Below are 23,225 nucleotides of genomic sequence, written 5' to 3' on the forward strand. Positions count from 1 at the left end.
CTGTTCCCGCCGTAGCACGACGGACTGATATACTGCTGACATTCGAACCTATTCATCTCCCGATGGCCAGGCTAGCACTGACCCTTTCACTACTTGGATGCGGCATGACCCAGGATATTCCCTCCCCCTCCGACGAAAGACCCAGCAAGTCCCAGCTCAAGCGGGAAATGCACGCCTTGCAGACCCTGGGTGAGCAGATCATAGCCATGAGTCCTGCCGAGCGTTCACGCTTTCCGCTGTCGGAAGACATGCTCGCCGCCGTCGAGGAGACCTCTCGCATCCGCTCCCATGAAGGGCGCCGGCGCCATATGCAGTATGTCGGCAAGTTGATGCGCCGCGAGGACCTGGAAGCCATCCAGGCCGTGTTCGACGAGATCGAGCAGGAGAGCCGACGCCGCGACCTCGCCTTCCACCGCCTCGAGAAATGGCGCGATCGCCTGATCGAACAGGACGACTCGGCCATCGAGGCCTTCATCGAGGAGCATCCCGATGTCGACCGCCAGGCACTGCGCCAACTGGTCCGCAACGCCAAGAGCGAGCGCGAACGCGGCAAGCCCCCCGCCAATGCGCGCAAGCTGTTCAAGCTGATCCGCGATACCGCCGGTTTGTGAAAGCACAGGCGCAGGACACAGCCTGCGACCGACCGCCTGGCTTCACGGGGCCGCGGCGGCAGGCTTCCGAGGAGGCGCTGCAAGCCCTTCCGTGGGCGCTACCTACGCCATCCATGGCGTAGGACCTCCTCTCCAGCCTGCCCCCTGAGCCCCTTGCTCTCGTCGCGGATGCAATGAGAGAGCCCCCTCCTCAGGATTGCGTTCCTCCAACGGTGAGCTCATCCAGCTTGAGCGTCGGCTGGCCTACGCCCACCGGCACGCCCTGCCCCTCCTTGCCGCATACGCCGATACCGGTATCCAGCTCCAGGTCGTGGCCGATCATCGACACCCGGCCCATCGCCTCCGGGCCATTGCCGATCAGCGTGGCGCCCTTGACCGGCACGGTGATCTTGCCATCCTCGATCAGGTAGGCCTCGCTGGCCGAGAACACGAACTTGCCCGAGGTGATGTCGACCTGGCCGCCGCCGAAGCTGACTGCGTAGATGCCTCGTTTGACGCTTGAAAGGATGTCGGCCGGATCATCCTGGCCAGCCAGCATGTAGGTATTGGTCATGCGTGGCATCGGCATATGGGCGAACGACTCGCGCCGGGCGTTGCCGGTGGGCTGCATACCCATCAGACGAGCATTGAGCTTGTCCTGCATGTAGCCGGTGAGAATGCCATCCTCGATCAGCGGGGTGTACTGACCCGGCGTGCCTTCGTCGTCCACGCTCATGGAGCCGCGCCGATCGGCCAGGGTGGCATCGTCCACCACCGTGACGCCGGACGCAGCTACGCGCTTCCCCATGCGTCCGGCGAAAGCCGAGCTGCCCTTGCGGTTGAAGTCGCCCTCGAGGCCATGCCCCACCGCTTCGTGCAACAGGATGCCAGGCCAGCCGGGGCCGAGCACCACCGGCATCTGACCAGCCGGGGCATCGACCGCCTCCAGGTTGACCAGCGCCTGGCGCACGGCTTCCTTGGCAAAGCGCTCGGCAACGTTGTCGTCACGCAGCCGCGACATGGCATAGCGACCGCCGCCGCCGGCACTGCCACGCTCACGCCGGCCGTTCTTCACCGCAATGACGCTGACGTTGAAACGCACCAGCGGGCGAATGTCTGCCGCCAGCGTACCGTCGCTGGCGCGTACCAGAACGACCTCATGCACACCGGAGAGTGACGCACTCACCTGGGCGATGGCCGGATCCGCGGCCCGAGCCACGCGATCGGCCTGCTTGAGCATGGCAATCTTGTCCTCGGCCGAGAGGCCGGACAGCGGATCGACCGAAGCGTAGCGCAGTACACTCTGGCTCACGACACGCGAGCCGATCGGCAGGCTGGTGCCGCTGCGCACGATGCCGGAGGCCGTACGCCCCGTCTCCGCCAGGGCCTCGACGGTGATCTGGTTAGAATAGGCAAAGCCGGTCTTCTCGCCTGCCATGGCACGCACGCCGACACCGCCGTCGATGTTGTAGCCGGCCTCCTTGACTTCGCCATCCTCCAGCACCCAGCTCTCCTGCCAGCTCCTCTGGAAATAAAGATCGGCATAGTCGACGCCGGGCGTCAGCACATGGCCAAGGCCGACATCGAGGGCGTCGATGTCCAGCCCACCGGGGTGTAACAGGATCTCGGCGACGGTATCGAGCAGGGTAGGTGAAGATGTCATTCGGCGGTTTCCAGTGTGATGTCGGGCGAGGTCCAGGGACCCCGCACGCGATAGTGAATTCGGGTAACCCGGTCGATGGCGCTGCCAAAGAGACGGTCGGCGATGAATAGCGCTCCACCCACCACCGGTGCACCGGCGATCACTGCCGCCAGCGGCAGGCTGCTGCTGACCGGCACTGTGACGCCCAGGCGCTGATCCAGTTCTCCTCGGGCAAGATTGACGGTGCCGTCCAGGGTAAAGGAAGTTGCTGGGCCATCGATCGTTACCGGGCCGTTGGTTTCCAGTACTCCCCCATACAGGGTAGCAGCACCTCTTACATGATCGAAGGCCGTGCCCTGGCCGGTCACGTCGGAAAAGTCCATGCGCAGCCGGCGTACCAGGTTATCGACGTTGAGCAGACCCACCAGCCGCGCCGTGGGCGACTCGAGATTGACGAAGCGGCCATTGCGCAACTCGACTTCGACGCTGCCTCGCGAACGCGCCAGGGCAAATTGCCAAGGCGGACCAGGCCAGGCCAACTGGCTGCGCACGCGGGTCTCGTTGCTGCGAATCGATACCGGCTGGCCGAGCCGCTCCAGCGCCGTTCCCAGGTCGCGCCCGTCGAGATCGAGCCGCGAGCGGGTCAGGCTATCGCCGGGGCCGGCAGACTCCCACACGATCTCACCCCGCGCCGAGATCTGCCCCAAGGTCAATCCCAGAGGCGCCACCCTGAGCCGCTGGGCCCCTCCCTCCCAGCGAGCGGTCAGCGGGCCTATGACACGACCTTGGTAGAGAATGTCGGCGATGCGCAGGCGGCCGTCGGGCAACTCGGCAACCCACTCGGGTAGCGACGTCGGATCGGGCGGTACGTCGAGTTCTTGAAACAGGTTGCCGGTGCCTTCCGTCTGGGCGGGCAGCAAGCCATCGAGGGTCAGGCGTTCGAGCGCGATGTCCAACGGGTCGGAAAGGGAGGGTCGATAATCGAGATAACCTTCGAGCAGGCCGCCTTGCAACCCGATACGCCAGCCGCCACCAGTGTGTGGGCGCGCCTCGGCAGTCATGACTCCCAGGCAATCCTGCGGGCCAACGAGGCAGGCGGTTTCCACCCGCAGGTGGCGCAGCGGCGAAGGGCCGCCGCCGGCGTCAGTTGCACCGTTACCCAGCAGCGGTGCCAACGCTTCGCCCCACTCCATCAGGTCGAGCCGGGACTGGTAGATCGCTCCCGACCAACCCTCCTGCTCGGGCCAGGTGGGAGATTCCGGCAGCCGCCCCAGCCAGAACTGCCCTTGCCCCATGTCGGACCACGGCAAGCCCCGCCAGCGCAGCCGTGCATCGCCTCCCAGCTCGGCCTCCACTCGCTGCTGGTCGATATCGGCCTGGACCCACAGCGGCCGCACCTCACCGGCAGCCTTGCCCAGCGGCGGCGGCAGATCGATGGCGACACCCTGCAGGTTGCTGTCGAAGCGGAAGCTGTTGTTCGCTTCGCCGAGCGTGAAACGTCCCCGCCAAGGCAGGCGCCCCGACACCCTGGCGCCCAGGGCGCCGGCATCGAACCGCTGTAGTATCCTCGCCACTTCGGCGGCCCCATCGAGCTCGATATGACCGGCCAGGGTATCGATGTCGGCATTGACCGGGCCGCCGAACAGGCGACCCTCCAGACGCCCCTCGAGCCCCCCATCTTCGTCGCGCTGGCGCCAGGCAAGCGGCCCAGTAACGTCCTCCAACGGCACCTCGAGCGGCAGATAGGCGAGCCGCTCCAGGCTCACTTCGGTTTCGAGATCGAGCTGGAAGCCCCCCTCTTCGCCAAGCCTGGTGGCCATCTCGATCCGGCCAAGCGCTCGCCCCTCGCCGCGCCAGTCGTCGACCTGCTCCATGCCGTCTACGGGTATGGCACGCAGGTAACGGCGCAAGGCCTCGCCATCCGCGGCCAGATCTCCCGTGACGCGCAACACGTCATCCTCGATGACGACGCGCCCGTTGCTGCCTACGACGCCCAGGCTCTCGGCATGACGCACCTCGGCATCCAAGGTACCGATACCCGCCGTGAGATGCCCTTCGACTGACTCGATCACGGGCCACTGCGGATCGAAGGGTAGCCGGCCCTCTTCGATCTCCAGGTCGAGCTGCAGGCGTGGCTCGACGCCACTGCCCCCGCGCTTCAATGGCAGGTGCAGCTTGAGTTCTCCGTTGGGCACCCGACCAGCTACGCCCGCGGCCAGCCAGGCATCGAGCTCGTCGCCCAGCACATCGGCCGGAAGCCAATCCACCAGCGGCCGCTCCAGGGCGTCGACGTCGCGGAAGCGCAGGTCCAGCCCCAGGCCACCATGCACGCCCCCACCGATCGCCAGACCAAAGCTGCCTTCCACCTCGGCATCCTGCCAGCCCGCCATGAGATGGCGTCCGCTGACGAAAGTCCGCGGCCCCTCGTAGGTCCAGCGCACCTCACCGCTGGCATGGGAGAGTGCCATGGGAGCCTCGTAGAGCTGCGGTATCTTGAGCGCGGGCTCGCCCACACCGATGAATTCGACTCGCCCCGAAAGATCCCGTGCCTCGACCCAGGCATCGAGCGGACCACCCCCCGGGACTTCATCCCAGGGCTCCACCTCAACCTGGTGTACGGCGGCCTGCGCTATCCAATGTCCGTTGCGCCGCCCGACCCCGAGCCCCGACACCAGGCCGCGAGGCTCCAGGGCATCGATGGTACGCACCAGACCTTCGGGTAGCAGGATGCGCTCGCGCCATGCGGCAAGCGATGCCAGCTCGAAACGGCTGGTGGTCAACCACCAGCCCTCGCTGTCATGGCGCACATACCAGAAATGCGGCAGTGCCGGCTCCCGCTCCCGCTCGAGTTCGTGCGGTTCCGCCCAGTCGGCTGCCGAGGCATCGCCTTGCAGCCAGGCTTCCCAGCCTTCGTCGTTACGCAGCCATTGCCCGCGCGCGCGGAGCGGCTCGAGCAGGATGAGATCGTCGCCACGACGCAGGGCCAACCTGGATATGTCGAGATCCAGTCTCGCGTCTGCCAGGGCTCCACGATGCCAGCGCCCCCAGAGGGTGACGTCACCACTGGCATCTTCCAGCCGCAGGGGGTCGTCAGCCGTGAATATCTCGACCAGGTCGACCAACGTACCAAGCTTCATCTCGGCCTGAAGGGCAGCACTGAAGTCGCGAAAACCGGAGGGGCCGGGAAAGATTTCCAGGGCGGCCTGCAACGAGGCCTCTTCCTGCCCCGCCAGATGCACCTCGCCCTCGAGGTGTGCGCGTCGTTCGTCGCCAGTCAGCAGCAGGCGCGGCGCCAGCATGTCGACCCGACGCTCGCGCCCGTGCAGCACCAGCCGCACGTTCTCCACCCAGGCCCGTTGGCGCAGCAGCAATCCGACCCAGAAATCGAGTCGATCGAGATCGAATTCACCCTCCAGCAGTTCCGGAGGGATCCTGGCCGGGTCCGGCCAGTGCCAGCCGCCTTGCTCATCCTGATAGAGGTGAAGCGTCAGCCCGGTCAGACGCGCGTCCTCGACAACGGGCACACCGGTACGCAGGCTCGCAGCGGTATCGAGTCTCAAGCGGGCATGCCCAACCTCGAGCAGCGGTAGGCCGCCCTCCCCCTCATGAGTACTGAGCGTGAGCCCACCGCCCTCCACGACGGGATCGAGCCGGGCGAGCCGGGCATCGAATTCACGCAGCTGCACCGCAGCGCCGGTGCGCGCTTCGAGCAACCGCTCGACGCGCGGCGCCAGTTGATCGACCTGGGACAGGGCCAGACGCAAGGCCAGCAGCAGCACGGCCACCAGCGTCAGCAGTACAGCCAGCAGGGTGAGGGTCCAACGTCCTACCTGACGAAGAGGATGCATCGGCCGCTCACATCAGCACGATGTCGTACTGCTCCTGGGAGTAATGCCCCTCGACCTGGAAGCGAATGGTCTTGCCGATGAACGCCTCCAGATCGGCGACTGCCGCTGACTCCTCATCGAGCAGCCGATCCACCACTGGCTGAGAGGCAAGCACCATGTAGGTCTCGGCGCTGTATGCGCGCTCCTCGCGCAGGATTTCCCGAAAGATCTCGTAGCACACCGTCTCGGCGGTTTTCAGTGTGCCGCGACCTCCGCAGGTAGGGCACGACTCGCACAGGGTCTGCTCAAGGCTTTCGCGGGTCCGCTTGCGGGTCAACTGCACCAGCCCTAGCTCGGTGACACCGGTACACTTGGTCTTGGCATGATCGCGCTCCAGCGCCTTTTCGAGGACTCGCAGCACCTGACGCTGGTGCTCCGGATCCTCCATGTCGATGAAGTCGATGATGACGATGCCGCCCAGGTTGCGCAGGCGCAGTTGGCGGGCGATGGCATTGGCCGCCTCGAGGTTGGTCTTGAAGATGGTTTCCTCGAGATTGCGATGCCCCACATAGCCGCCGGTATTGACGTCGATGGTGGTCATCGCCTCGGTGGGGTCGATGACCAGATAGCCGCCGGACTTCAACTGCACCTTGCGCCCAAGCGCCTTCTGGATCTCGTCCTCAACGCTGTAGAGATCGAAGATCGGCCGTTCCCCGGGGTAGTACTCGATACGCGCCGCCGAGTCGGGCATGAACTCCTCGGCGAACTCCAGCAGCTTGACGTAGTTCTCCCGCGAGTCGATGCGTACCTTCTCGATCTCGTCGCGCATCAGGTCGCGCAGGGTACGGATGAACAGCGGCAGGTCGTCGTAGATCACGCTGGGTGCCGGAGCGGTCACCTTGCGCTCGCTGACCTTGCGCCACAGCCGCAGCAGGAAGTGCATGTCGGCAAAGAGTTCCTCCTTGCCCACGTTCTCGGCCGCCGTGCGCACGATGAAGCCACCGGTGATCTCGATCTCCTGCTCGCCCTGGCAAAGTTCGAGCAGCTCGCGCAGACGCTCGCGCTCACGCTCGTCCTCGATGCGCTGGGAAACGCCATGATGAGGGGAGTCAGGCATGTAGACCAGGTAGCGTGACGGCACGGACAGGTGGGTAGTCAGGCGCGCGCCCTTGGACCCGATAGGATCCTTGGTGACCTGCACGACCAGGGCTTGCCCCTCGTGGAGCAGTTGGCCGATGGAAGCCTGCTCCTCCGGCGGGGTGCCGGGAGGCATGACTTCATGGGCATGGATGAAGGCCGCGCGGTCGAGACCGATGTCGACGAAGGCCGCCTGCATACCGGGAAGCACCCGAACCACGCGACCCTTGTAGATGTTGCCGACGATGCCACGCCGACGCGTACGCTCGATCAGCGCTTCCTGCAGCACGCCGTTTTCCACCACCGCCACGCGGGTTTCCATGGGCGTCAGGTTGATCAGTACTTCGCCGCTCATGCGGAAGTCCTTGTCCAATTCAGTCTTCGCCGCATTATGACATAGTGATGCGGCTAGACAGCACCATTCCAGATCGGCACGCCCTGGCGTGCGAGCAGCTGAGCCGTCTCGAACAGCGGCAGCCCGACCACCGCCGAGTGACTGCCCTCGATGCGCTCGACGAAGATCGCCGCCAATCCCTGTATGGCATAGCCGCCCGCCTTGTCGCTCGGCTCGCCGGTGGCCCAATAGGCCGTCATCTCCTCCTCGCCGATCTGGCGCATGGTGACCCGCGTGGCCACGCACACTTCGAGCAGCCCGACAGGGCCCGTCACGGCCACGGCGGTGAGCACCTCGTGGTCGCGGCCCGACAGCAGGCGCAGCATGTCTGCGGCCTCGATCTTGTCGGCAGGTTTGCCAAGGATCCGGCCATCGCACACCACGGCGGTATCCGACCCCAGCGTCGGCAGCACGCAATGGCGCGACCCCGCGACAGCTTTTTCCCGAGCCAGACGCACGACATAGGCTTCCGGGCTCTCGCCATGGAGAGGCGTCTCATCGACATCGACCGACCGGACCTCCACGACTACGCCGATACTGGCCAACAGTTCGCGTCGCCGCGGCGAGGCCGACGCCAGGCATAGCATGGCAGAGGTTGATGTCTCGATCATAGCCGCCGCTCCATTCAATCGTGACTTGCCAAGCGGCGCTCGAAAGCCTGGAACATGGTGACCAGCCAAGGCCACAGCACCGCTCCGATCAGCGAAGGCAGCAAAAAGGCGAGGTGCATCGAGAAGGGACCGAACAGCGTGCGCAGCCACTGCTCGACGAGCTGCACCAACCCCAGCAGCACCAGGATCAACAGCGCCTGTTGCACGAGGGAATAGGTGCGAAAACGGGGATAAACCAGCGCCGCAAGAAAGGCCAGTAGCGATAGCGTCAGCGCATTCTGGCCCAGCGGCGCCCCCTCGATGAGATCGAGCAGGATGCCGAGCACGAAGCCATGGAAGACCCCCACTCGCTCGGGGGCAGCCATGCACCAGTAGATCAGCATCAGCCCCAACCAGTCGGGGCGCCAGATCTGCCAGCCTTCGGCCAGGGGCATCACCTGCAGGCTCAATGCCAGCAGCAGCGTGAGCCACACCCAAGGCAGCGGCGTTCGCGGTGCGCTCGGCATCAGTCCGACTCCTCTTCAGCGGATACCAGCGCGGCATCGACATCAGCCTCATCGGGCAGCTCGCGATCCCACATCTCGTCGTCGGGGACCGGCGCCGGATCGGGCGGGAAGACCAGCAGGAAGTGGCGCGAACGCTGCAGGCGCGCCACGGGCTCGGCCGATACCCGGGCGAAGGGCTGCCCCGGGTCGTGCACCACCTCGGTCACCCTGGCCACCGGGTAGCCTGCCGGGAAGCGGTCCGCCAGACCGGAAGTCACCAGCAGGTCTCCTTCGCGGATGTCGGCCGTATCGGGAACGTGCACGACGCGCAGGGAGTCGTACTGGCCGCTGCCCTGAAGCACGAAGCGAAGCCCGTTGCGATTGATCTGAACCGGCAACGCATGGCTGGCGTCCGCCACCATCAGCACCCGGCTGGAATAGGCCGAAACGGCCGTCACCTGCCCCACCAGGCCCGAAGCATCCAGCACCGGCTGCCCCACGAAGACGCCATTGCGACGCCCACGGTCGATCACCATCTGATGAGTGAACGGGTCGGCATCCAGGGAGAGCAGCTCGGCGGTGATGTACGGGGCATCGAGACGTGCAGCGGCACCGAGCAGTTCGCGCAGCCGTACGTTTTCCGCCGTCAGGCTCGACATGTGCTGTACCCGATGCGACAGGTGCAGGATCTGCTCGCGCAGGCGGCGATTCTCCTCCACCAGGGCACGCTGGTCGGAGAGCGCCAGCGACCCCCAGGCCAGCACGTCGCTAGGCATGGCAACCAGCCACTGTATCGGCGCAACGACAGTGGTGAGCTGTGCACGCACCTCTTCCATGCGGGTAAAGCGGTGATCGACGAACATCAGAGCGGAAGCGGCCACCGCACATATCAGCATGCGGTAGCCGGGCACAGAACCGTGCGAGAACAGCGGTTTAATAGACGTTCCCCCCGCACCGGGCGCAGCAAGCCAGTTGGCCGCGCTTGTTCATACCTTGATTCGCACTGGCAAGCGGCCTTGTGCCAACGTCAGTCGCTCGAGAGCAGCTCGAAGGTGTGGCGGTCGATCATCTCGAGCGCCTTGCCGCCCCCGCGCGCCACACAGGTCAGCGGATCCTCGGCGACGATGACCGGCAGCCCGGTCTCCTCGGCAATCAGCTTGTCGAGATCGCGCAGCAAGGCGCCGCCACCGGTCAGCACCAGCCCGCGCTCGGCGATATCCGATGCCAGCTCCGGCGGCGATTGTTCCAGCGCACTCTTGACCGCGGCTACGATCGAGGAGAGCGTCTCCTGAAGCGCATCGAGTATCTCGTGGGAATTCAGGGTGAAACTGCGCGGAATGCCCTCGGCCAGGTTGCGCCCGCGCACGTCGATCTCGCGCAGCTCCCCACCCGGATAGGCGCAGCCGATCTCTTCTTTGATGCGCTCGGCAGTGGCTTCGCCGATCAGGCTGCCGTAGTGGCGGCGCACGTAGGCAGAGATGGCTTCGTCGAAGCGGTCACCACCCACACGGATCGATTCGGAGTAGACCACCCCGTTGAGCGAGATGATGGCGATCTCGGTGGTACCACCACCGATATCCACCACCATCGAGCCCTGGGCGTCATCTACCGGCAGCCCGGCACCGATGGCGGCAGCCATGGGTTCCTCGATCAGGAACACCTCGCGGGCACCGGCGCCCTCGGCGGACTCCTTGATCGCCCGGCGCTCGACCTGGGTCGACATGCAGGGCACGCAGACCAGCACCCGTGGACTCGGCGTCAGGAAGGTGCTCTGGTGAACCTTGCGGATGAAGTGCTGCAGCATCTGCTCGGTAACGGTGAAGTCGGCAATCACGCCATCCTTCATCGGGCGGATGGCGGTAATGTTGCCCGGCGTTCGACCCAGCATGCGCTTGGCATCGGCGCCAACCGCGGCCACGCTGCGCATATTGCCGGATTGGCGAATGGCGACTACCGACGGTTCATCGAGCACGATACCGCGACCGCGAACGTAAATCAGTGTATTGGCCGTACCCAGATCGATGGAAAGATCGCTGGAGAACAGCCCCCTCAAGCGTTTGAACATGGACGTCGTTACCTAGTGCAGACCGGGACCAGTGCGGAGGCAAACGGTATCATCGCGGCCCCCATGCAGCAAGCGGCATGGCGCCGCCATGGGTGCGAGAAGAGTGCCCGCCACGCGTCGGATATGGTACCTTTTCCCGCTGTGCATAACACTTCATTCCGTGCGAGGACACTCAGCTAATGGCGCTTGAACACGCAGACGTGCAGCGGGCCGCCCACCTGGCCCGCCTCGGCCTGACCGACGACGAAGCCGCCCGCTACGTGGACGACCTCGGCCGCATCCTCGAGATGGTCGACATGCTCCAGGCGCTCGACACCGAGGGAGTCGCGCCGCTGGCCCACCCCCTCGATGTCACCCAGCGCCTGCGCGCCGACGAAGTCACTGAGGGCGATCAGCGCAGCCGCTTCCAGCGCTGCGCCCCGGCCGTGGAAGATGGCCTCTATCTGGTTCCCCGCGTCGTCGAGTGAGCCCTGGCCAGCGCCCTGGGGCCATCAGCCACCGCAGGATCCGCTTTACTACAACGGCACGCTTTCATGGAGCCATGCCGCATGCATGACAAGACCCTTGCCGAACTGACCCGTTCGCTCGAAACCGGCGAGTTTTCCAGCCGCGAATTGACTCAGCATCTGCTGGGCCGCATCGACCGCCTCGATGGCCAGCTGAACAGCTTCGTCACCGTCACCTACGACCAGGCCCTGGCTGCCGCCGATGCCGCCGACGCCGCCCGCGCCGCGGGCAAGGCCGGCGCCCTCACCGGCCTGCCCCTGGCGCTGAAGGACATCTTCTGCACCCGTGACGTGAAGACCACCGCCGGTTCGAAGATGCTCGACAATTTCATCGCGCCCTACGATGCCACCGTGGTCGAGAAGCTCAAGGCCGCCGGCAGCGTGAGCCTGGGCAAGACCAATATGGATGAGTTCGCCATGGGCTCCTCCAACGAGAACAGCCACTACGGCCCGGTCAAGAACCCCTGGGACCTCTCCGCCGTGCCTGGCGGCTCCTCGGGCGGCAGTGCCGCGGCGGTCGCCGCCGGCTTGGTCCCGGCCGCCATCGGCACCGACACCGGCGGCTCGATTCGCCAGCCTGCCGCCTTCTGCGGTATCACCGGACTCAAGCCGACCTACGGGCGGGTGTCGCGCTACGGAATGATCGCCTACGCCTCTAGCCTCGACCAGGCCGGTCCCATGGCCCGCTCGGCCACCGATTGTGCCCTGCTGCTCAATGCCATGGCCGGCCACGACCTGCGTGACTCCACCTGCGTGCAGCGCGGCGTACCCGACTACACCGAGGAGCTGGACACTTCGCTCTCCGGGCTCAAGATCGGCCTGCCCAGCGAGTATTTCGGTGACGGCCTGGACCCGCAGGTCGAGGCCGCCGTGCGTGACGCCATCAAGGTATTCGAGTCGCTTGGCGCCAGCGTGCGCGAGGTGAGCCTGCCGCATACCCACTACGCGATTCCGGCCTACTACGTCATCGCCCCGGCAGAGGCCTCGTCGAACCTGTCACGCTTTGACGGCGTGCGTTTCGGCCACCGCTGCGACAACCCGACCGACCTGATCGACCTCTACAAGCGTAGCCGCGCCGAGGGCTTCGGCGATGAGGTCAAGCGCCGCATTCTGATCGGCACCCACACGCTCTCCGAAGGCTTCTTCGACGCCTACTACAAGAAGGCCCAGCAGGTGCGCCGCCTGATTCGCCAGGACTTCCTCGATGCCTTCGAAGAGGTCGACGTACTGATGGGGCCGGCCTCGCCCACGCCGGCCTTCGATCTCGGCGCCAACAAGGACCCGGTATCGATGTACCTGCAGGACATCTACACCATCGCGGTCAACCTGGCAGGCATCCCCGGCATGAGCGTACCGGCCGGCTTCGCGGGCAGCCGCCCGATCGGGTTGCAGATACTGGGCAGCCATTTCACCGAGGCACGCCTGCTCAACGTCGCCCACCAGTTCCAGCAGGCCACCGACTGGCATCGTCAACGTCCTGTCTTCGCCGAGGAGAACGCCTGATGCAATGGGAAACCGTGATCGGGCTGGAGGTGCACGTCCAGCTCGCCACTCGCTCGAAGATCTTCTCCGGCGCATCCACCGCCTTCGGCGCCGAGCCCAACACCCAGGCCTGTGCCGTCGACCTGGGCCTGCCCGGCGTGCTGCCGGTACTCAACGAGGCCGCCGTAGCCATGGCGGTGAAGTTCGGCCTGGCGATCCATGCCGAGATCCCCGAGGTCTCGGTGTTCGATCGCAAGAACTACTTTTACCCCGACCTGCCCAAGGGCTACCAGACCAGCCAGATGTATCAGCCCATCGTCGGCGCCGGTGAGGTCGAGATCACGCTGGAGGATGGCTCCACCAAGACGATTCGGGTACATCACGCCCATCTGGAAGAAGACGCCGGCAAGTCGCTGCACGAGGATTTCCACGGCATGACCGGGGTCGATCTCAACCGTGCCGGCACGCCGTTGCTGGAGATCGTCTCCGAGCCCGACATGCGCTCGGCGAAAGAGGCCGCCGCCTACCTCAAGGCGATCCACTCCATCGTCACCTACCTCGGCATCTCCGACGGCAACATGGCCGAAGGCTCGATGCGCTGCGACGTCAACGTCTCGGTACGCCCCATGGGCCAGGAGACTCTCGGCACCCGCGCCGAGATCAAGAACGTCAACTCCTTCCGCTTCGTCGAGCGTGCCATCGCCTATGAGGTGGAGCGCCAGATCGAGCTGCTCGAGGAGGGCGGCAAGGTGGTGCAGGAGACACGGCTGTTCGACCCCGAGCGCGACGAGACCCGCAGCATGCGCACCAAGGAGGAGGCCAACGACTATCGTTACTTCCCCTGCCCCGACCTGCTGCCGGTAGTACTCGACAAGGCCTATATCGATCACCTGCGCGACAATCTGCCGGAGCTGCCTGCCGACAAGCGCACCCGTTTCGAGAACGAGCTGGGGCTCTCCGCCTATGATGCCAGCGTGCTCTCCGCCACCCGCGAGATGGCCGACTACTTCGAAGAGGTCAAGGATGTCTGCGGCGATGCCAAGCAGGCCGCCAACTGGGTGCAGGGCGAACTTTCCGGCGCCTTGAACCGTGAGAACCTGTCGATCGACAACAGCCCTGTCTCGGCACGCCAGCTCGGCGAGCTGGTGGCCCGAGTGATCGACGACACCATCAACGGCAAGGCCGCCAAACAGGTGTTCCAGGCGCTGTGGAACGGTCAGGGCGCGAGTGCCGACGCCATCATCGAGGCCCAGGGCCTCAAGCAGGTCACCGACACCGGCGCCATTGAGGCAATGATCGATCAGGTGATCAGCGACAGCCCGGCCCAGGTGGCACAGTACCGCGATGCCGAGCCGGACAAGCGCGGCAAGATGATCGGCTACTTCGTCGGCCAGGTGATGAAAGCCTCACGCGGCACCGCCAATCCTCAGCAGGTCAATCAGTTGCTGAAGGAAAAACTGGACGCGCTCTGCTAGGTCACAAGGCGCTGTCGCGTCAGCGACAGCGCCGGCTTCCCACGACGAGGAAACCGGCATGTCGGACGATGTAGGCATACGCCTGCGTGCCCTGCGCACCCTGCGAGGCATCTCCCAGCGCGAGCTGGCCAAGCGCTGCGGTGTCACCCACTCCAGTCTGTCGCTGATCGAACAGGGCAAGGTCAGCCCCTCGGTCAGCTCATTGAAGAAGATCCTCGACGCTATCCCCATCAGCGTTGGCGATTTCTTCACCCTGGACATGGAGAGCCGCGACCAGGTCTTCTACTCGGCCGACGAGCTTGCCGACGTGGGCAGCGGCGAGGTCATCTACAAGCTGGTGGGCGCCAATCGTACCAGCCGTGCGCTGGCCTTCATGATCGAGACCTACCCTGCTGGCGCCGACACCGGTCGCGAGATGATCGCCCACCAAGGTGAGGAAGCCGGCGTGGTACTCGAAGGCGAGATCGAAATCACCATTGGCGCCGAAACCCGCGTACTCGGCCCCGGTGAAGCTTATTACTTCGATACCAACGTGCCCCACCGCTTTCGCAACCCCGGCAAGACGCCCTGCCGTCTGGTGAGCTGCTGTACGCCGGCGCGAACGTTCTAGACCAGTTTCCAAGTCGAATCGCCACTCCTAATGGCCGATAGCGCTATGCGTTCCCCGCACCAGGCACGGGGCGCTCGGCCTCCAGCTCCAGCCCGGCCCGCTCGACCAGCTCTGCGGGTAGCTCTTTCTTCACCGCCACGCCCAGCTCCTGGAACTCGGCAGCCTGCTTGATCAGGTTGCCGCGGCCATTGACCAGTTGCCCCATGGCGCGGTCGTAGCTGTCGCGCGCGCCGTCGAGCCGGGCCTGCACTTCCTGCATGCTCTCCAGGAACAGCCGTAGCTTGTTGTAGAACTTCTCTGCGCGGTTGGCCAGCTCCGCGCTGTGGCGGCTCTGGTCCTCGAAGCGCCAAAGCTGGCGCACGATGTTGAGACTGGTCAGCAGCGTGGTGGGGGTGGCCACCAGCACGTTGTGCTCGATGGCGCGCTGATAGAGCGTCTCGTCGTACTTTAGCGCCTCGACGTAGGCCGACTCCACCGGCACGAACATGATTACCACGTCTGGCGAGTTGAGCCCCGGCAGGTCGTAGTAGTGCTTGTCGGCAAGCTCGTTGATGCGATCGCTCACCGCCGTGGCGTGGGCCGCCAGGGCCAGCTCGCGCTCACGTTCGTCCTCGGCATTGACGTAGCGTACGTAGGCGGCGAGCGAGGTCTTGGCATCGATCACCAGGTGGCGTCCCTGGGGTAGGTAGACCAGCGCATCGGGGCGCCGGCGTCCCTCGGCGGTGTTGAAGCTCACCTCGCGCTGGTAGTCCTTGCCCGGGCGCAGTCCTGAGCCCTCGAGTACGTTCTCAAGCATCAGCTCACCCCAGTTGCCCTGGACCTTCTTCTGGCCCTGCAGCGCCTGGGTCAGGCGTTCGGCCTGGTCGGTGATCTCGCGGTTGAGCGCCTGCAGGTGCCTGAGCTCGGCGCGCAACCCGGCGCGCTGCTCGGTGTCGTGGCGGTGAATCGTCTCGACCTTCTCGCGAAAGCCCTTCATCTCGGCCTGGATAGGCTGCAGCAGGCCGCTGATGCGCTGCTGGGAGAGCTCGGAGAAGGTGCGCCCCTTGCGTTCGAGGATCTCGTTGGCGAGGTTCTCGAACTCCTGCTTGAGCTGGTCGCGACTGTCGCCCAGCAGAGCCAGTTGAGCGTCGAAGTGCTGCTGCTTCTGCTCCAGGGTCGTGGCCAGGCGCGCCTCGCGCACCTGCACCTCGCCAAGCGTGCGCTGCAGTTCATCGAGGCGTCGTTCGCGTTCGGCGAGTCGCTCACGTAGCTCCGCCAGTGCCGCTTCATGATGCTGCGTATCGGCGCGCTGGCGGCGGGCGGCGAGCAGGCCGGCCAAGCCGAAGGCGAACAGGAACGCCAGGAGCGCAGCGAGCGCCATGGCGTATCCCAAGGGAAGAGCTGCCAGCAGCGTCAAAAGATCGGTCAAGAGGAGGACTCCAACGGCTGCATGAAGGGATCGAGCCAGAGTCTCCTCAAAATGGGCCGGCTTGTCACGGCTTACGGATAAACCTCCTGATGTGATTCCAGCTCGTCACGCCGCTGTCCTCTGCATTCCGATGAGACGGCACACGGGCGCTAACGCTGGGACATGATATGTTGGAATCCCTATTTCCCGACCCGATGCCGACATGCTCGACTTCCTTGCCCGTCCCGAAAGCCTCACCTGGCATCAGCAGTTGGCTCGCCTGCAGCGCGCTGCGGGAGCGGCCGACTTCCCTGGTAGGCTCGACCATTGCCTGCGTGAACTTGTCGGTCACGAAACGGTACTGATCAATGCCTACCGTGGACGCCGTCGACCGCTATTGATCCATGACGATTACCCCCCGCATCGTCGCGAGCAGGGCATCGAGCGTTACCTGAGCGAGGCGTATCTGCTCGACCCGTTCTTTGCCGCCGTGAGCGACGGCCTCGATCACGGTGCCCATCGCCTGCGTGAGCTGGCCCCGGACCGCTTCGAGGCCAGCGATTACTACGCCCACTACTATCGTGCCTTGGGCCTGCAGGACGAAGTGGGTCTCTTCTGCCGAGTCGAGGAGGATGTCGTGATTGCCGTATCGCTCGGCTTCGTCGTCAAGTCGCCGCCACTGACCCGCCGCACCCTGCAGGCCCTGCGCCACCTCTCGCCGATAGTGGAAGCCCTGCTCGTCGAGTACTGGAAATGGCAGGGAAGCCAGTTCCAGCAGCGCCTGGCCGAACAGGAGCCGGTGGAAGCGGCCTTTGCCAGCTTCGGCGCCGGCGTGCTGACCGCACGCGAGCAGGAGATCGTGCGGCTACTGCTGGCCGGCCACTCGACGAAATCGGCCGCCCGAGAGCTCGATATCAGCGACGGCACGGTCAAGGTGCATCGCAAGCACATCTACCAGCGGCTCGAGGTTTCCAGCCAGTCGCAACTGTTCCGGCAGTTCCTCGACCATGTGGCCTTGGTATCGAGACAGCGGGCTGGGTAAGGAATAGGGTAGTAAGGCCGACCCCAGAGACGAGAAGGAGTCGGCAAGACAGCGCGATTGAATTCATGCGTAAGCGTTGACCTCGGATGCGTCGTCAGGGCGCTAGCGCCATCCACACAGTCTTCAGCTCAGTGTACTCCGTCAGGGCGTGCAGGGATTTGTCGCGGCCATTGCCGGACTGCTTGACGCCGCCGAAGGGCACCGTCATGTCGGGGCCCGCCCAGTTGTTGACGAATACCTGGCCGGAATGGAGCTTGCGCGACACTCGCATGATGCGATCAATGTCCTGGCTCCACAGCCCCGCCGCCAGGCCGTAGTCGCTGTCGTTGGCCATGGCCACGGCCTCTTCCTCGCAGTCGAAGCCGAACACCGCCAGTACCGGGCCGAAGATCTCCTCGCGACCGATGGCCATGGCCGGGGTCACGCCGTCGAATATCGTCGGCGGAATGAACAGCCCCGGGCCTTCCAGCACCTGGCCGCCGCTACGCAGCCGCGCGCCCTCCTCGCGCCCCTGCTCGATATAATCGAGCACCCGACGATATTGGGCCTCGTCCACCATGGCGCCCATGAAGCTCTGCGGGTCGAGCGGATCACCGGGTTGCATGTCCTTGGCAGCCTCCACCACCTTGTCGATGAAGGCTTCGCGAATCGTGTTCTCCACCAGCAGCCGCGAGCCGGCGATGCACACCTCGCCCTGGTTGTGGAAGATCGCCGCGGCGGCGTGGCTCGCCACCTGGTCCAGGTTCTTGCAGTCGGCGAAGACGATGTTGGGAGACTTGCCGCCACACTCCAGGTAGACCCGCTTGAGGTTGGACTGGCCGGCGTACTGCATCAACTGCTTGCCTACCGCAGTGGAGCCGGTGAAGGCCAGGCAATCGACCTGCATGGAGAGCGCCAAAGCCTTGCCGACGGTGTGGCCGAAGCCAGGCAGCACCTGGAAGACGCCGCGGGGAATGCCCGCCTCGCGGGCCAGGCTCGCCAGGCGTAGCGCCGAGAGTGGCGACTTCTCCGAGGGCTTCAGAATTACGCAGTTGCCCGCGGCCAGTGCTGGGGCGATCTTCCAAGCGGTCATCATCAGTGGGAAGTTCCACGGTACGATGGCCGCCACCACGCCCAAGGGCTCACGCAGAACCAGGCCCAGGCTATCGTTTCCGGTGGGGGCGACCTCACCGTAGACCTTGTCGATGCCCTCGGCGGTATAGCGCAGGCAGCCGATGGCGCCGGCGATATCGCCCAGCGAACTGGAGATCGGCTTGCCCATGTCCAGGGTGTCGAGCAGCGCCAGTTCGTGTTGATGCGCCTCCATCAGCTCGGCCAGCTGGAGCAGCGTCTGCTTACGCCGCCCCGGTGCCAGCCGCGCCCACTCGCCCCGGGCGTGGGCAGCCCGGGCACAAGACACGGCAAGCTCGGCATCGGCAGCGTCACAACTGGCGACATAGGCCAGGGTCTCACCGGTGGCCGGGTTGACGGTGGCGAAGGTCTCGCCGCTGGCGGCAGCGTCGAAGGTATTGTCGATAAAGGCGCGGCTCTCCAGGTTCGGGATCAAAGTATCGGCCAGGGCCTGCCAGTCAGCCTTGGTGGCGGGAATCGTGACGTTCATTGGCTCGCCTCCAGAGTATTGGCCCGTTCCAACATGGCGTCACAGAGCACCTGGGCTCCCAGAGCGCAATGCTCCGGGGAGGCATACTCCGCCTCGTTATGGCTGATCCCGTCGCGGCAGGGAATGAAGATCATCGCAGTCGGCGCGACCCGGGCCACATAGACGGCGTCGTGGCCGGCGCCGCTCATCATGCGCCGGTAAGCAACGCCGCGGGCCTTGGCGGCTCTCTCCACGGCGTCGATGCAGCCGCTATCGAAGCTCACCACCGGCGAGGCCCAGATGCGTTCGCTGTGCGCCGTGATGCCAAAGGCCTCACCGGCAGCGGCCAGCTCACGCTCGAAGCGCGCTTCAAGGGCGTCCAGCTCAGCCTCATCGACATGGCGAAGATCGACGGAGAGAGTCACTTCGCCGGGAACCACGTTGCGCGATGCCGCGTCGATTTCCAGGGTACCGAAGGTGACCTTGGTGTCGCCGCTGGGATCCGCCAGGGCGTGGTCCTGCAGGCGATCGATCAGGCGCGCCGCGGCGGCCAGAGCGTCGCGGCGATAGCGCATCGGGGTGGGCCCGGCATGCGAGGACTGCCCGCGCAGAGTGACGTCGAACCAGCGCATGCCCTGCACCCCGGTCACCACACCAACCGCTTCGTGGCTCTCCTCCAGTACCGGTCCCTGCTCGATATGCAGCTCGAGGAAGCCCGCCAGACGAGGCTCGCCCACCGCCATCTCGCCAGCGAAACCGGTGGCCGCGAGCGCCTCGCCCAGGGTCACGCCATCACGGTCGCGGCGCGCCAGGGTCGACTCGAAGCTGAACGCCCCGGCATAGGTACCGGAGGCGACCATGGCCGGGGCAAAGCGGCTGCCCTCTTCATTGGTCCATACCACCAGTTCCAGCGGCCGCTCGGTGACGATGCCGTGATCGTCGAGGGTGCGGAACGCCTCGAGGCCGGCCAACACGCCGAGCACACCGTCGAAACGCCCACCCTTGGGCTGGGTATCCAGATGGCTGCCAACGCCAATCGGATCGAGATCGTCGCGCTTGCCGGCGCGGCGCAGGAACATATTGCCGACCCGATCCACGCGCAGCGTACAGCCCAGCGCCTGACACCATTCAATCAACAGGCGACGCCCGGCGGCGTCCTCCTCGGTCAATGCCAAGCGGTGACTACCGCCGTTGGGGCTGGGGCCGATCTCGGCCATGGCCATCAGGCTCGACCAGAGCCGCTGGCCGTCGATGGAAACCGTCATGGGTGCCTCCCTTGTGATTGTCCCTGCCACCCTAGGCGGGAAGGTCGCAGCAGCGATATACCCTAATCAGGATATACCGGCGGCACCCTCGCCCTGATTAGGCTGGCCGTGTAGATCATCCCGAGACACCGAGAGAGGAGCCAGCTCATGACAACGACAACGACCTCCGCGCGCCCCGCCCAATCGATGCGGCGCTATGACCCCCAGTCGCTGTGGCAGAAGGACAGGGACCACTTCATCCACCCCTTCACCGATTTCAGCCTATTCCACGACAAGGGCTGCGACCTGATCACCGACAGCGACGGTATCTACGTGGAGGATATCCACGGCAACCGTTTCATCGACGGCATTGCCGGCCTGTGGTGCGTCAACGTCGGCCACGGGCGCGCCGAGATCGGTCAGGCCATGGCCGAGCAAGCCACCCGCATGGCCTACTTCTCCACCTTCAACAACCTCTCCAACGCGCCAGCGGCGGAGCTCGCCGCCAAGCTCGCCGAGCTGGCTCCGGCCCATCTCAACCACGTCTTTTACAGCTGTGGCGGCTCGGCGGCCAACGACGCCACCATTCGCCTGGTGCACTACTATTTCAACCGCCTGGGCAAGCCGAGCAAGAAGCGCATCCTGTCGCGCAACAACGCCTACCACGGCACCACCTACCTGGCAGCGAGCCTGACCGGCATCGAGAGCAACAACTGGGGCTTCGACACCCTGGACCATCTGGTCACCCACCTGAGCGAAGCCAACCTCTATCGCCGGCCAAAGGGGATGAGCGACGCGGAGTACTGCGATCACCTGGTGGACGAGCTGGAGGAGAGCATCGCCGAGATCGGCGCCGACAATATCGCCGCCTTTATCGCCGAGCCGATCATGGGCGCCGGCGGCGTGCTGATGGCGCCTCGAGGCTACCACGCCCGCATGCAGGCGGTGTGCCGCGCCCACGAGATCCTCTATATCGCCGACGAGGTGGTCACCGGCTTCGGCCGCCTGGGCCATTTCTTCGCCTCCGAGGCGGTGTTCGATACCCAGCCGGACATCATCAACTGCGCCAAGGGGCTGTCGTCGGGCTATGCCCCGCTGGGTGCCACCCTGATTTCCGACGCGATCTACGAGGTGCTGGGCACGCCCCAGCGCAAGGGCGGCGTACTGAGCACCGGCTTCACCTATTCCGGCCATCCAGTGAGCTGCGCGGCGGCGCTCAAGAACATCGAGATCATGGAGCGCGAGGGCATCTGCGCCAACGTGCGTGAGGTGGGCCCCTACCTGGAGCGGCAGCTCAAGACGCTCTCGCATCATGAAACCGTCGGCGACGTGAGGGGCAGCCACTTCATGCTGGCCATCGAGAACGTCGCCGACAAGGCCAGCAAGGAGCTGCTGCCGGTAGAGGCACGGGTCGGCGACCGGGTCGCCGCCGAGGCCCAGAAGCGCGGCCTGATCATTCGCCCGGTGGGCCACCTCAACATCATCTCGCCGCCGCTGATCTGGGATCGTGACGTGGTGGATCGTGTAGTGGCGATCCTCGGCGAAGCCTTCGCCGCGACCACGACATCGCTACGCAAGGACGGTTACCTGTAACCCGCCAGCCGCCGCCGCATGCATGACCCGGCATTTCCCGGCGGGTCCAGCCATCGTGCTATGTACAACAATAAAGGTGAACGACCATGTCACACTCCCCTTCGGGCCCGACGGCCCACCCCCAACACTTCGGCAGCGCCACCAAGGGTGGCCTGCTGTTTCTCGGTGTCGTGCTGATTGCCAGCCTCGGCAGCTTCGCACTGTTCGATGGCGACGACTATGGCATCTACAGCCTGCTGCCCACCGCAGTGGTGCTGGGCATGGCCATCCTCACGCGACGCACCATCGAGTCGCTGCTCGCCGGCGCCCTGGTCGGCCTGCTGATGGTCGACCCCACCAGCGTGGTCTCCCAGGGCTCCGACATCCTGCTAGGGGTGCTGGGCAACGATACCGTGACCTGGATCATCCTGGTCTGCGGCCTGTTCGGCAGCCTGATCGCCCTGCTGGTCAAGACCGGCGGCGTACTGACCTTCGGCGATGCCGTCACCAAGCATATCCATAGCCGCCGCCAGAGCCTGCTGGCCACCTGGCTGCTGGGCCTGGTGATCTTCGTCGACGACTATCTCAACGCCCTGGCGATCAGCGCGTCGATGAAGAAGATCACTGATCGCTTCAATATTTCGCGCGAGAAGCTCGCCTACGTGGTGGACTCCACCGCCGCGCCGATCTGCATCCTGGTGCCCTTCTCCACCTGGGCGGTGTTCTTCGCCGGCCTGTTGGAGGAGAACGACATCGCCGGCAACGGCATGAACCTCTACATCGAGGCGATTCCCTTCATGTTCTACGCCTGGGTGGCTGCCGCCTTGGTCCCCCTGGTGGCCCTCGGCTGGATCCCCAATCTCGGCCCCATGAAGGCCGCCGAGGCCCGCGCCGCCGCCGGCCAGCCGATTCCGAGCGGGGTCGACGACAGCGCCCTGGAAGTGGCGGACGACGGACGCAAGCGGCCGCACCTGCTCAACTTCCTGCTGCCCATCGTCACGCTGATTTTCTTCACCTGGTACTACGATATCGACATCCTGCGCGGCGTGATCGTGGCGCTCGCCGTGACCCTGGTACTGATCGCCAGCCAACGGCTGCTGAGCTTCCACGACACCTTCGACACCGCACTCGAAGGCTTCAAGTCGATGATCATGCCGCTGGGCACCCTGGTGGCCGGTTTCGCCCTCAAGGAGGTCAACGACGCCCTGGGACTCACCGATTATGTGATCACCACGGTGCAGCCATTGATGACACCGGGAATGCTACCGACGGTGGTCTTCGTCACCATGGCCTTCCTGGCCTTCGCCACCGCCTCCTTCTGGGGTCTGTTCGCCGTGGCCATGCCCATCGTGCTGCCGCTGGCGGCCAGCCTCGATGCCCACATGCCGCTGGTGGTCGGCGCCCTGATCTCGGCCAGCGCCTTCGGCAGTCACGCCTGCTTCTACGGCGACTCCACGGTGCTCTCCGCACAAGGGGCCGGCTGCACGCCCATGGCTCACGCCCTGACCCAGCTTCCCTATGTGCTGATCGCCGCTGCTATCGCCGCCGCAATCTTCTTGATCGCAGGCCACCTGTGA

18 protein-coding genes are annotated in these 23,225 nt (G+C 65.3%); 8 read left to right on the forward strand and 10 right to left on the reverse strand.

Annotated features, from left to right (window positions below):
• The first annotated feature begins 104 nt into the window (after positions 1–104).
• Positions 105–611, forward strand: coding sequence for a ribosome biogenesis factor YjgA (yjgA, locus tag SPH52_RS11585; protein WP_411795176.1), 507 nt, complete (start codon positions 105–107; stop codon positions 609–611).
• A 190-nt stretch (positions 612–801) separates the two neighbouring features.
• Here yjgA and tldD read toward each other — a convergent pair whose 3' ends face one another.
• The 7 genes from tldD to SPH52_RS11620 form a co-directional block, all read right to left on the reverse strand.
• The gene (gene tldD, locus SPH52_RS11590) at positions 802–2,253 is read right to left on the reverse strand and encodes a metalloprotease TldD (RefSeq protein ID WP_411795177.1); all 1,452 of its coding nucleotides are present in this window, start codon (positions 2,251–2,253) and stop codon (positions 802–804) included.
• Positions 2,250–6,080, reverse strand: coding sequence for a YhdP family protein (locus SPH52_RS11595; RefSeq protein WP_411795178.1), 3,831 nt, complete (start codon positions 6,078–6,080; stop codon positions 2,250–2,252). The genes tldD and SPH52_RS11595 overlap by 4 nt, the downstream gene beginning before the upstream one ends.
• Before the next feature lie 7 nt (positions 6,081–6,087).
• Positions 6,088–7,551, reverse strand: a complete 1,464-nt coding sequence (gene rng, locus SPH52_RS11600; protein ID WP_411795179.1) for a ribonuclease G — start codon at positions 7,549–7,551, stop codon at positions 6,088–6,090.
• A gap of 53 nt (positions 7,552–7,604) precedes the next feature.
• Positions 7,605–8,201, reverse strand: a complete 597-nt coding sequence (locus SPH52_RS11605) for a Maf family protein (protein WP_411795180.1) — start codon at positions 8,199–8,201, stop codon at positions 7,605–7,607.
• Positions 8,202–8,215: 14 nt separating this feature from the next.
• Entirely contained in the window at positions 8,216–8,707 is a 492-nt protein-coding gene (gene mreD, locus SPH52_RS11610) for a rod shape-determining protein MreD (protein WP_411795181.1), read from the reverse strand.
• Positions 8,707–9,582: a rod shape-determining protein MreC gene (gene mreC / locus SPH52_RS11615; protein WP_411795182.1), complete on the reverse strand. Its 876-nt coding sequence runs from the start codon at positions 9,580–9,582 to the stop codon at positions 8,707–8,709. Before mreC ends, mreD begins: the two co-directional genes overlap by 1 nt.
• 131 nt (positions 9,583–9,713) lie before the next feature.
• Complete coding sequence (locus tag SPH52_RS11620; protein ID WP_104201758.1) at positions 9,714–10,751, reverse strand: rod shape-determining protein; 1,038 nt, start codon at positions 10,749–10,751, stop codon at positions 9,714–9,716.
• Positions 10,752–10,930: 179 nt separating this feature from the next.
• Between SPH52_RS11620 and gatC the strand changes: the two genes are divergently transcribed.
• From gatC to SPH52_RS11640, 4 genes are all read left to right on the forward strand, one after another.
• On the forward strand, positions 10,931–11,218 hold the full coding sequence (gatC, locus tag SPH52_RS11625; protein WP_411795183.1) for an Asp-tRNA(Asn)/Glu-tRNA(Gln) amidotransferase subunit GatC: 288 nt from the start codon (positions 10,931–10,933) through the stop codon (positions 11,216–11,218).
• Positions 11,219–11,299: 81 nt separating this feature from the next.
• A complete protein-coding gene (gene gatA / locus SPH52_RS11630; protein ID WP_411795184.1) occupies positions 11,300–12,760 on the forward strand; it encodes an Asp-tRNA(Asn)/Glu-tRNA(Gln) amidotransferase subunit GatA in 1,461 nt (486 codons plus the stop codon).
• Entirely contained in the window at positions 12,760–14,214 is a 1,455-nt protein-coding gene (gatB, locus tag SPH52_RS11635; protein ID WP_411795185.1) for an Asp-tRNA(Asn)/Glu-tRNA(Gln) amidotransferase subunit GatB, read from the forward strand. Before gatA ends, gatB begins: the two co-directional genes overlap by 1 nt.
• A gap of 58 nt (positions 14,215–14,272) precedes the next feature.
• Positions 14,273–14,824 (forward strand): cupin domain-containing protein, encoded by a 552-nt coding sequence (locus tag SPH52_RS11640; protein WP_411795186.1) that lies wholly within the window; start codon positions 14,273–14,275, stop codon positions 14,822–14,824.
• A gap of 43 nt (positions 14,825–14,867) precedes the next feature.
• Here the strand turns inward: SPH52_RS11640 and SPH52_RS11645 are convergent, their stop codons facing one another.
• Positions 14,868–16,232: a DNA recombination protein RmuC gene (locus SPH52_RS11645; protein ID WP_411795187.1), complete on the reverse strand. Its 1,365-nt coding sequence runs from the start codon at positions 16,230–16,232 to the stop codon at positions 14,868–14,870.
• 202 nt (positions 16,233–16,434) lie between these two features.
• Here SPH52_RS11645 and SPH52_RS11650 point away from each other — a divergent pair, with 202 nt between their 5' ends.
• On the forward strand, positions 16,435–17,253 hold the full coding sequence (locus SPH52_RS11650) for a response regulator transcription factor (protein ID WP_411795188.1): 819 nt from the start codon (positions 16,435–16,437) through the stop codon (positions 17,251–17,253).
• A 94-nt stretch (positions 17,254–17,347) separates the two neighbouring features.
• On the opposite strand, the gene SPH52_RS11655 is transcribed toward SPH52_RS11650, so the two are convergent.
• The gene (locus SPH52_RS11655; RefSeq protein WP_411795189.1) at positions 17,348–18,853 is read right to left on the reverse strand and encodes an aldehyde dehydrogenase; all 1,506 of its coding nucleotides are present in this window, start codon (positions 18,851–18,853) and stop codon (positions 17,348–17,350) included.
• The gene (locus tag SPH52_RS11660) at positions 18,850–20,097 is read right to left on the reverse strand and encodes a Zn-dependent hydrolase (protein WP_411795190.1); all 1,248 of its coding nucleotides are present in this window, start codon (positions 20,095–20,097) and stop codon (positions 18,850–18,852) included. Before SPH52_RS11660 ends, SPH52_RS11655 begins: the two co-directional genes overlap by 4 nt.
• Positions 20,098–20,244: 147 nt before the next feature.
• Between SPH52_RS11660 and SPH52_RS11665 the strand changes: the two genes are divergently transcribed.
• Together SPH52_RS11665 and SPH52_RS11670 are read left to right on the forward strand one after the other, a co-directional pair.
• The gene (locus SPH52_RS11665; RefSeq protein WP_411795191.1) at positions 20,245–21,669 is read left to right on the forward strand and encodes an aminotransferase; all 1,425 of its coding nucleotides are present in this window, start codon (positions 20,245–20,247) and stop codon (positions 21,667–21,669) included.
• A gap of 86 nt (positions 21,670–21,755) precedes the next feature.
• Positions 21,756–23,225: a Na+/H+ antiporter NhaC family protein gene (locus tag SPH52_RS11670; RefSeq protein ID WP_411795192.1), complete on the forward strand. Its 1,470-nt coding sequence runs from the start codon at positions 21,756–21,758 to the stop codon at positions 23,223–23,225.

Origin of the sequence: Halomonas sp. A29 (assembly GCF_046723295.1) — a bacterium.
In the GTDB taxonomy this organism is placed as follows: Bacteria; Pseudomonadota; Gammaproteobacteria; order Pseudomonadales; family Halomonadaceae; genus Halomonas.

Coding starts and splice junctions, on each gene's coding strand:
- SPH52_RS11650 (WP_411795188.1), top strand. CDS start 16,435: ATGCTCGACTTCCTTGCCCGTCCCGAAAGCCTCACCTGGCATCAGCAG.
- mreC (WP_411795182.1), bottom strand. CDS start 9,582: ATGCTGATATGTGCGGTGGCCGCTTCCGCTCTGATGTTCGTCGATCAC.
- SPH52_RS11665 (WP_411795191.1), top strand. CDS start 20,245: ATGACAACGACAACGACCTCCGCGCGCCCCGCCCAATCGATGCGGCGC.
- SPH52_RS11605 (WP_411795180.1), bottom strand. CDS start 8,201: ATGATCGAGACATCAACCTCTGCCATGCTATGCCTGGCGTCGGCCTCG.
- tldD (WP_411795177.1), bottom strand. CDS start 2,253: ATGACATCTTCACCTACCCTGCTCGATACCGTCGCCGAGATCCTGTTA.
- gatB (WP_411795185.1), top strand. CDS start 12,760: ATGCAATGGGAAACCGTGATCGGGCTGGAGGTGCACGTCCAGCTCGCC.
- SPH52_RS11670 (WP_411795192.1), top strand. CDS start 21,756: ATGTCACACTCCCCTTCGGGCCCGACGGCCCACCCCCAACACTTCGGC.
- rng (WP_411795179.1), bottom strand. CDS start 7,551: ATGAGCGGCGAAGTACTGATCAACCTGACGCCCATGGAAACCCGCGTG.
- SPH52_RS11660 (WP_411795190.1), bottom strand. CDS start 20,097: ATGACGGTTTCCATCGACGGCCAGCGGCTCTGGTCGAGCCTGATGGCC.
- mreD (WP_411795181.1), bottom strand. CDS start 8,707: ATGCCGAGCGCACCGCGAACGCCGCTGCCTTGGGTGTGGCTCACGCTG.
- gatC (WP_411795183.1), top strand. CDS start 10,931: ATGGCGCTTGAACACGCAGACGTGCAGCGGGCCGCCCACCTGGCCCGC.
- yjgA (WP_411795176.1), top strand. CDS start 105: ATGACCCAGGATATTCCCTCCCCCTCCGACGAAAGACCCAGCAAGTCC.
- SPH52_RS11655 (WP_411795189.1), bottom strand. CDS start 18,853: ATGAACGTCACGATTCCCGCCACCAAGGCTGACTGGCAGGCCCTGGCC.
- SPH52_RS11620 (WP_104201758.1), bottom strand. CDS start 10,751: ATGTTCAAACGCTTGAGGGGGCTGTTCTCCAGCGATCTTTCCATCGAT.
- SPH52_RS11595 (WP_411795178.1), bottom strand. CDS start 6,080: ATGCATCCTCTTCGTCAGGTAGGACGTTGGACCCTCACCCTGCTGGCT.
- SPH52_RS11640 (WP_411795186.1), top strand. CDS start 14,273: ATGTCGGACGATGTAGGCATACGCCTGCGTGCCCTGCGCACCCTGCGA.
- gatA (WP_411795184.1), top strand. CDS start 11,300: ATGCATGACAAGACCCTTGCCGAACTGACCCGTTCGCTCGAAACCGGC.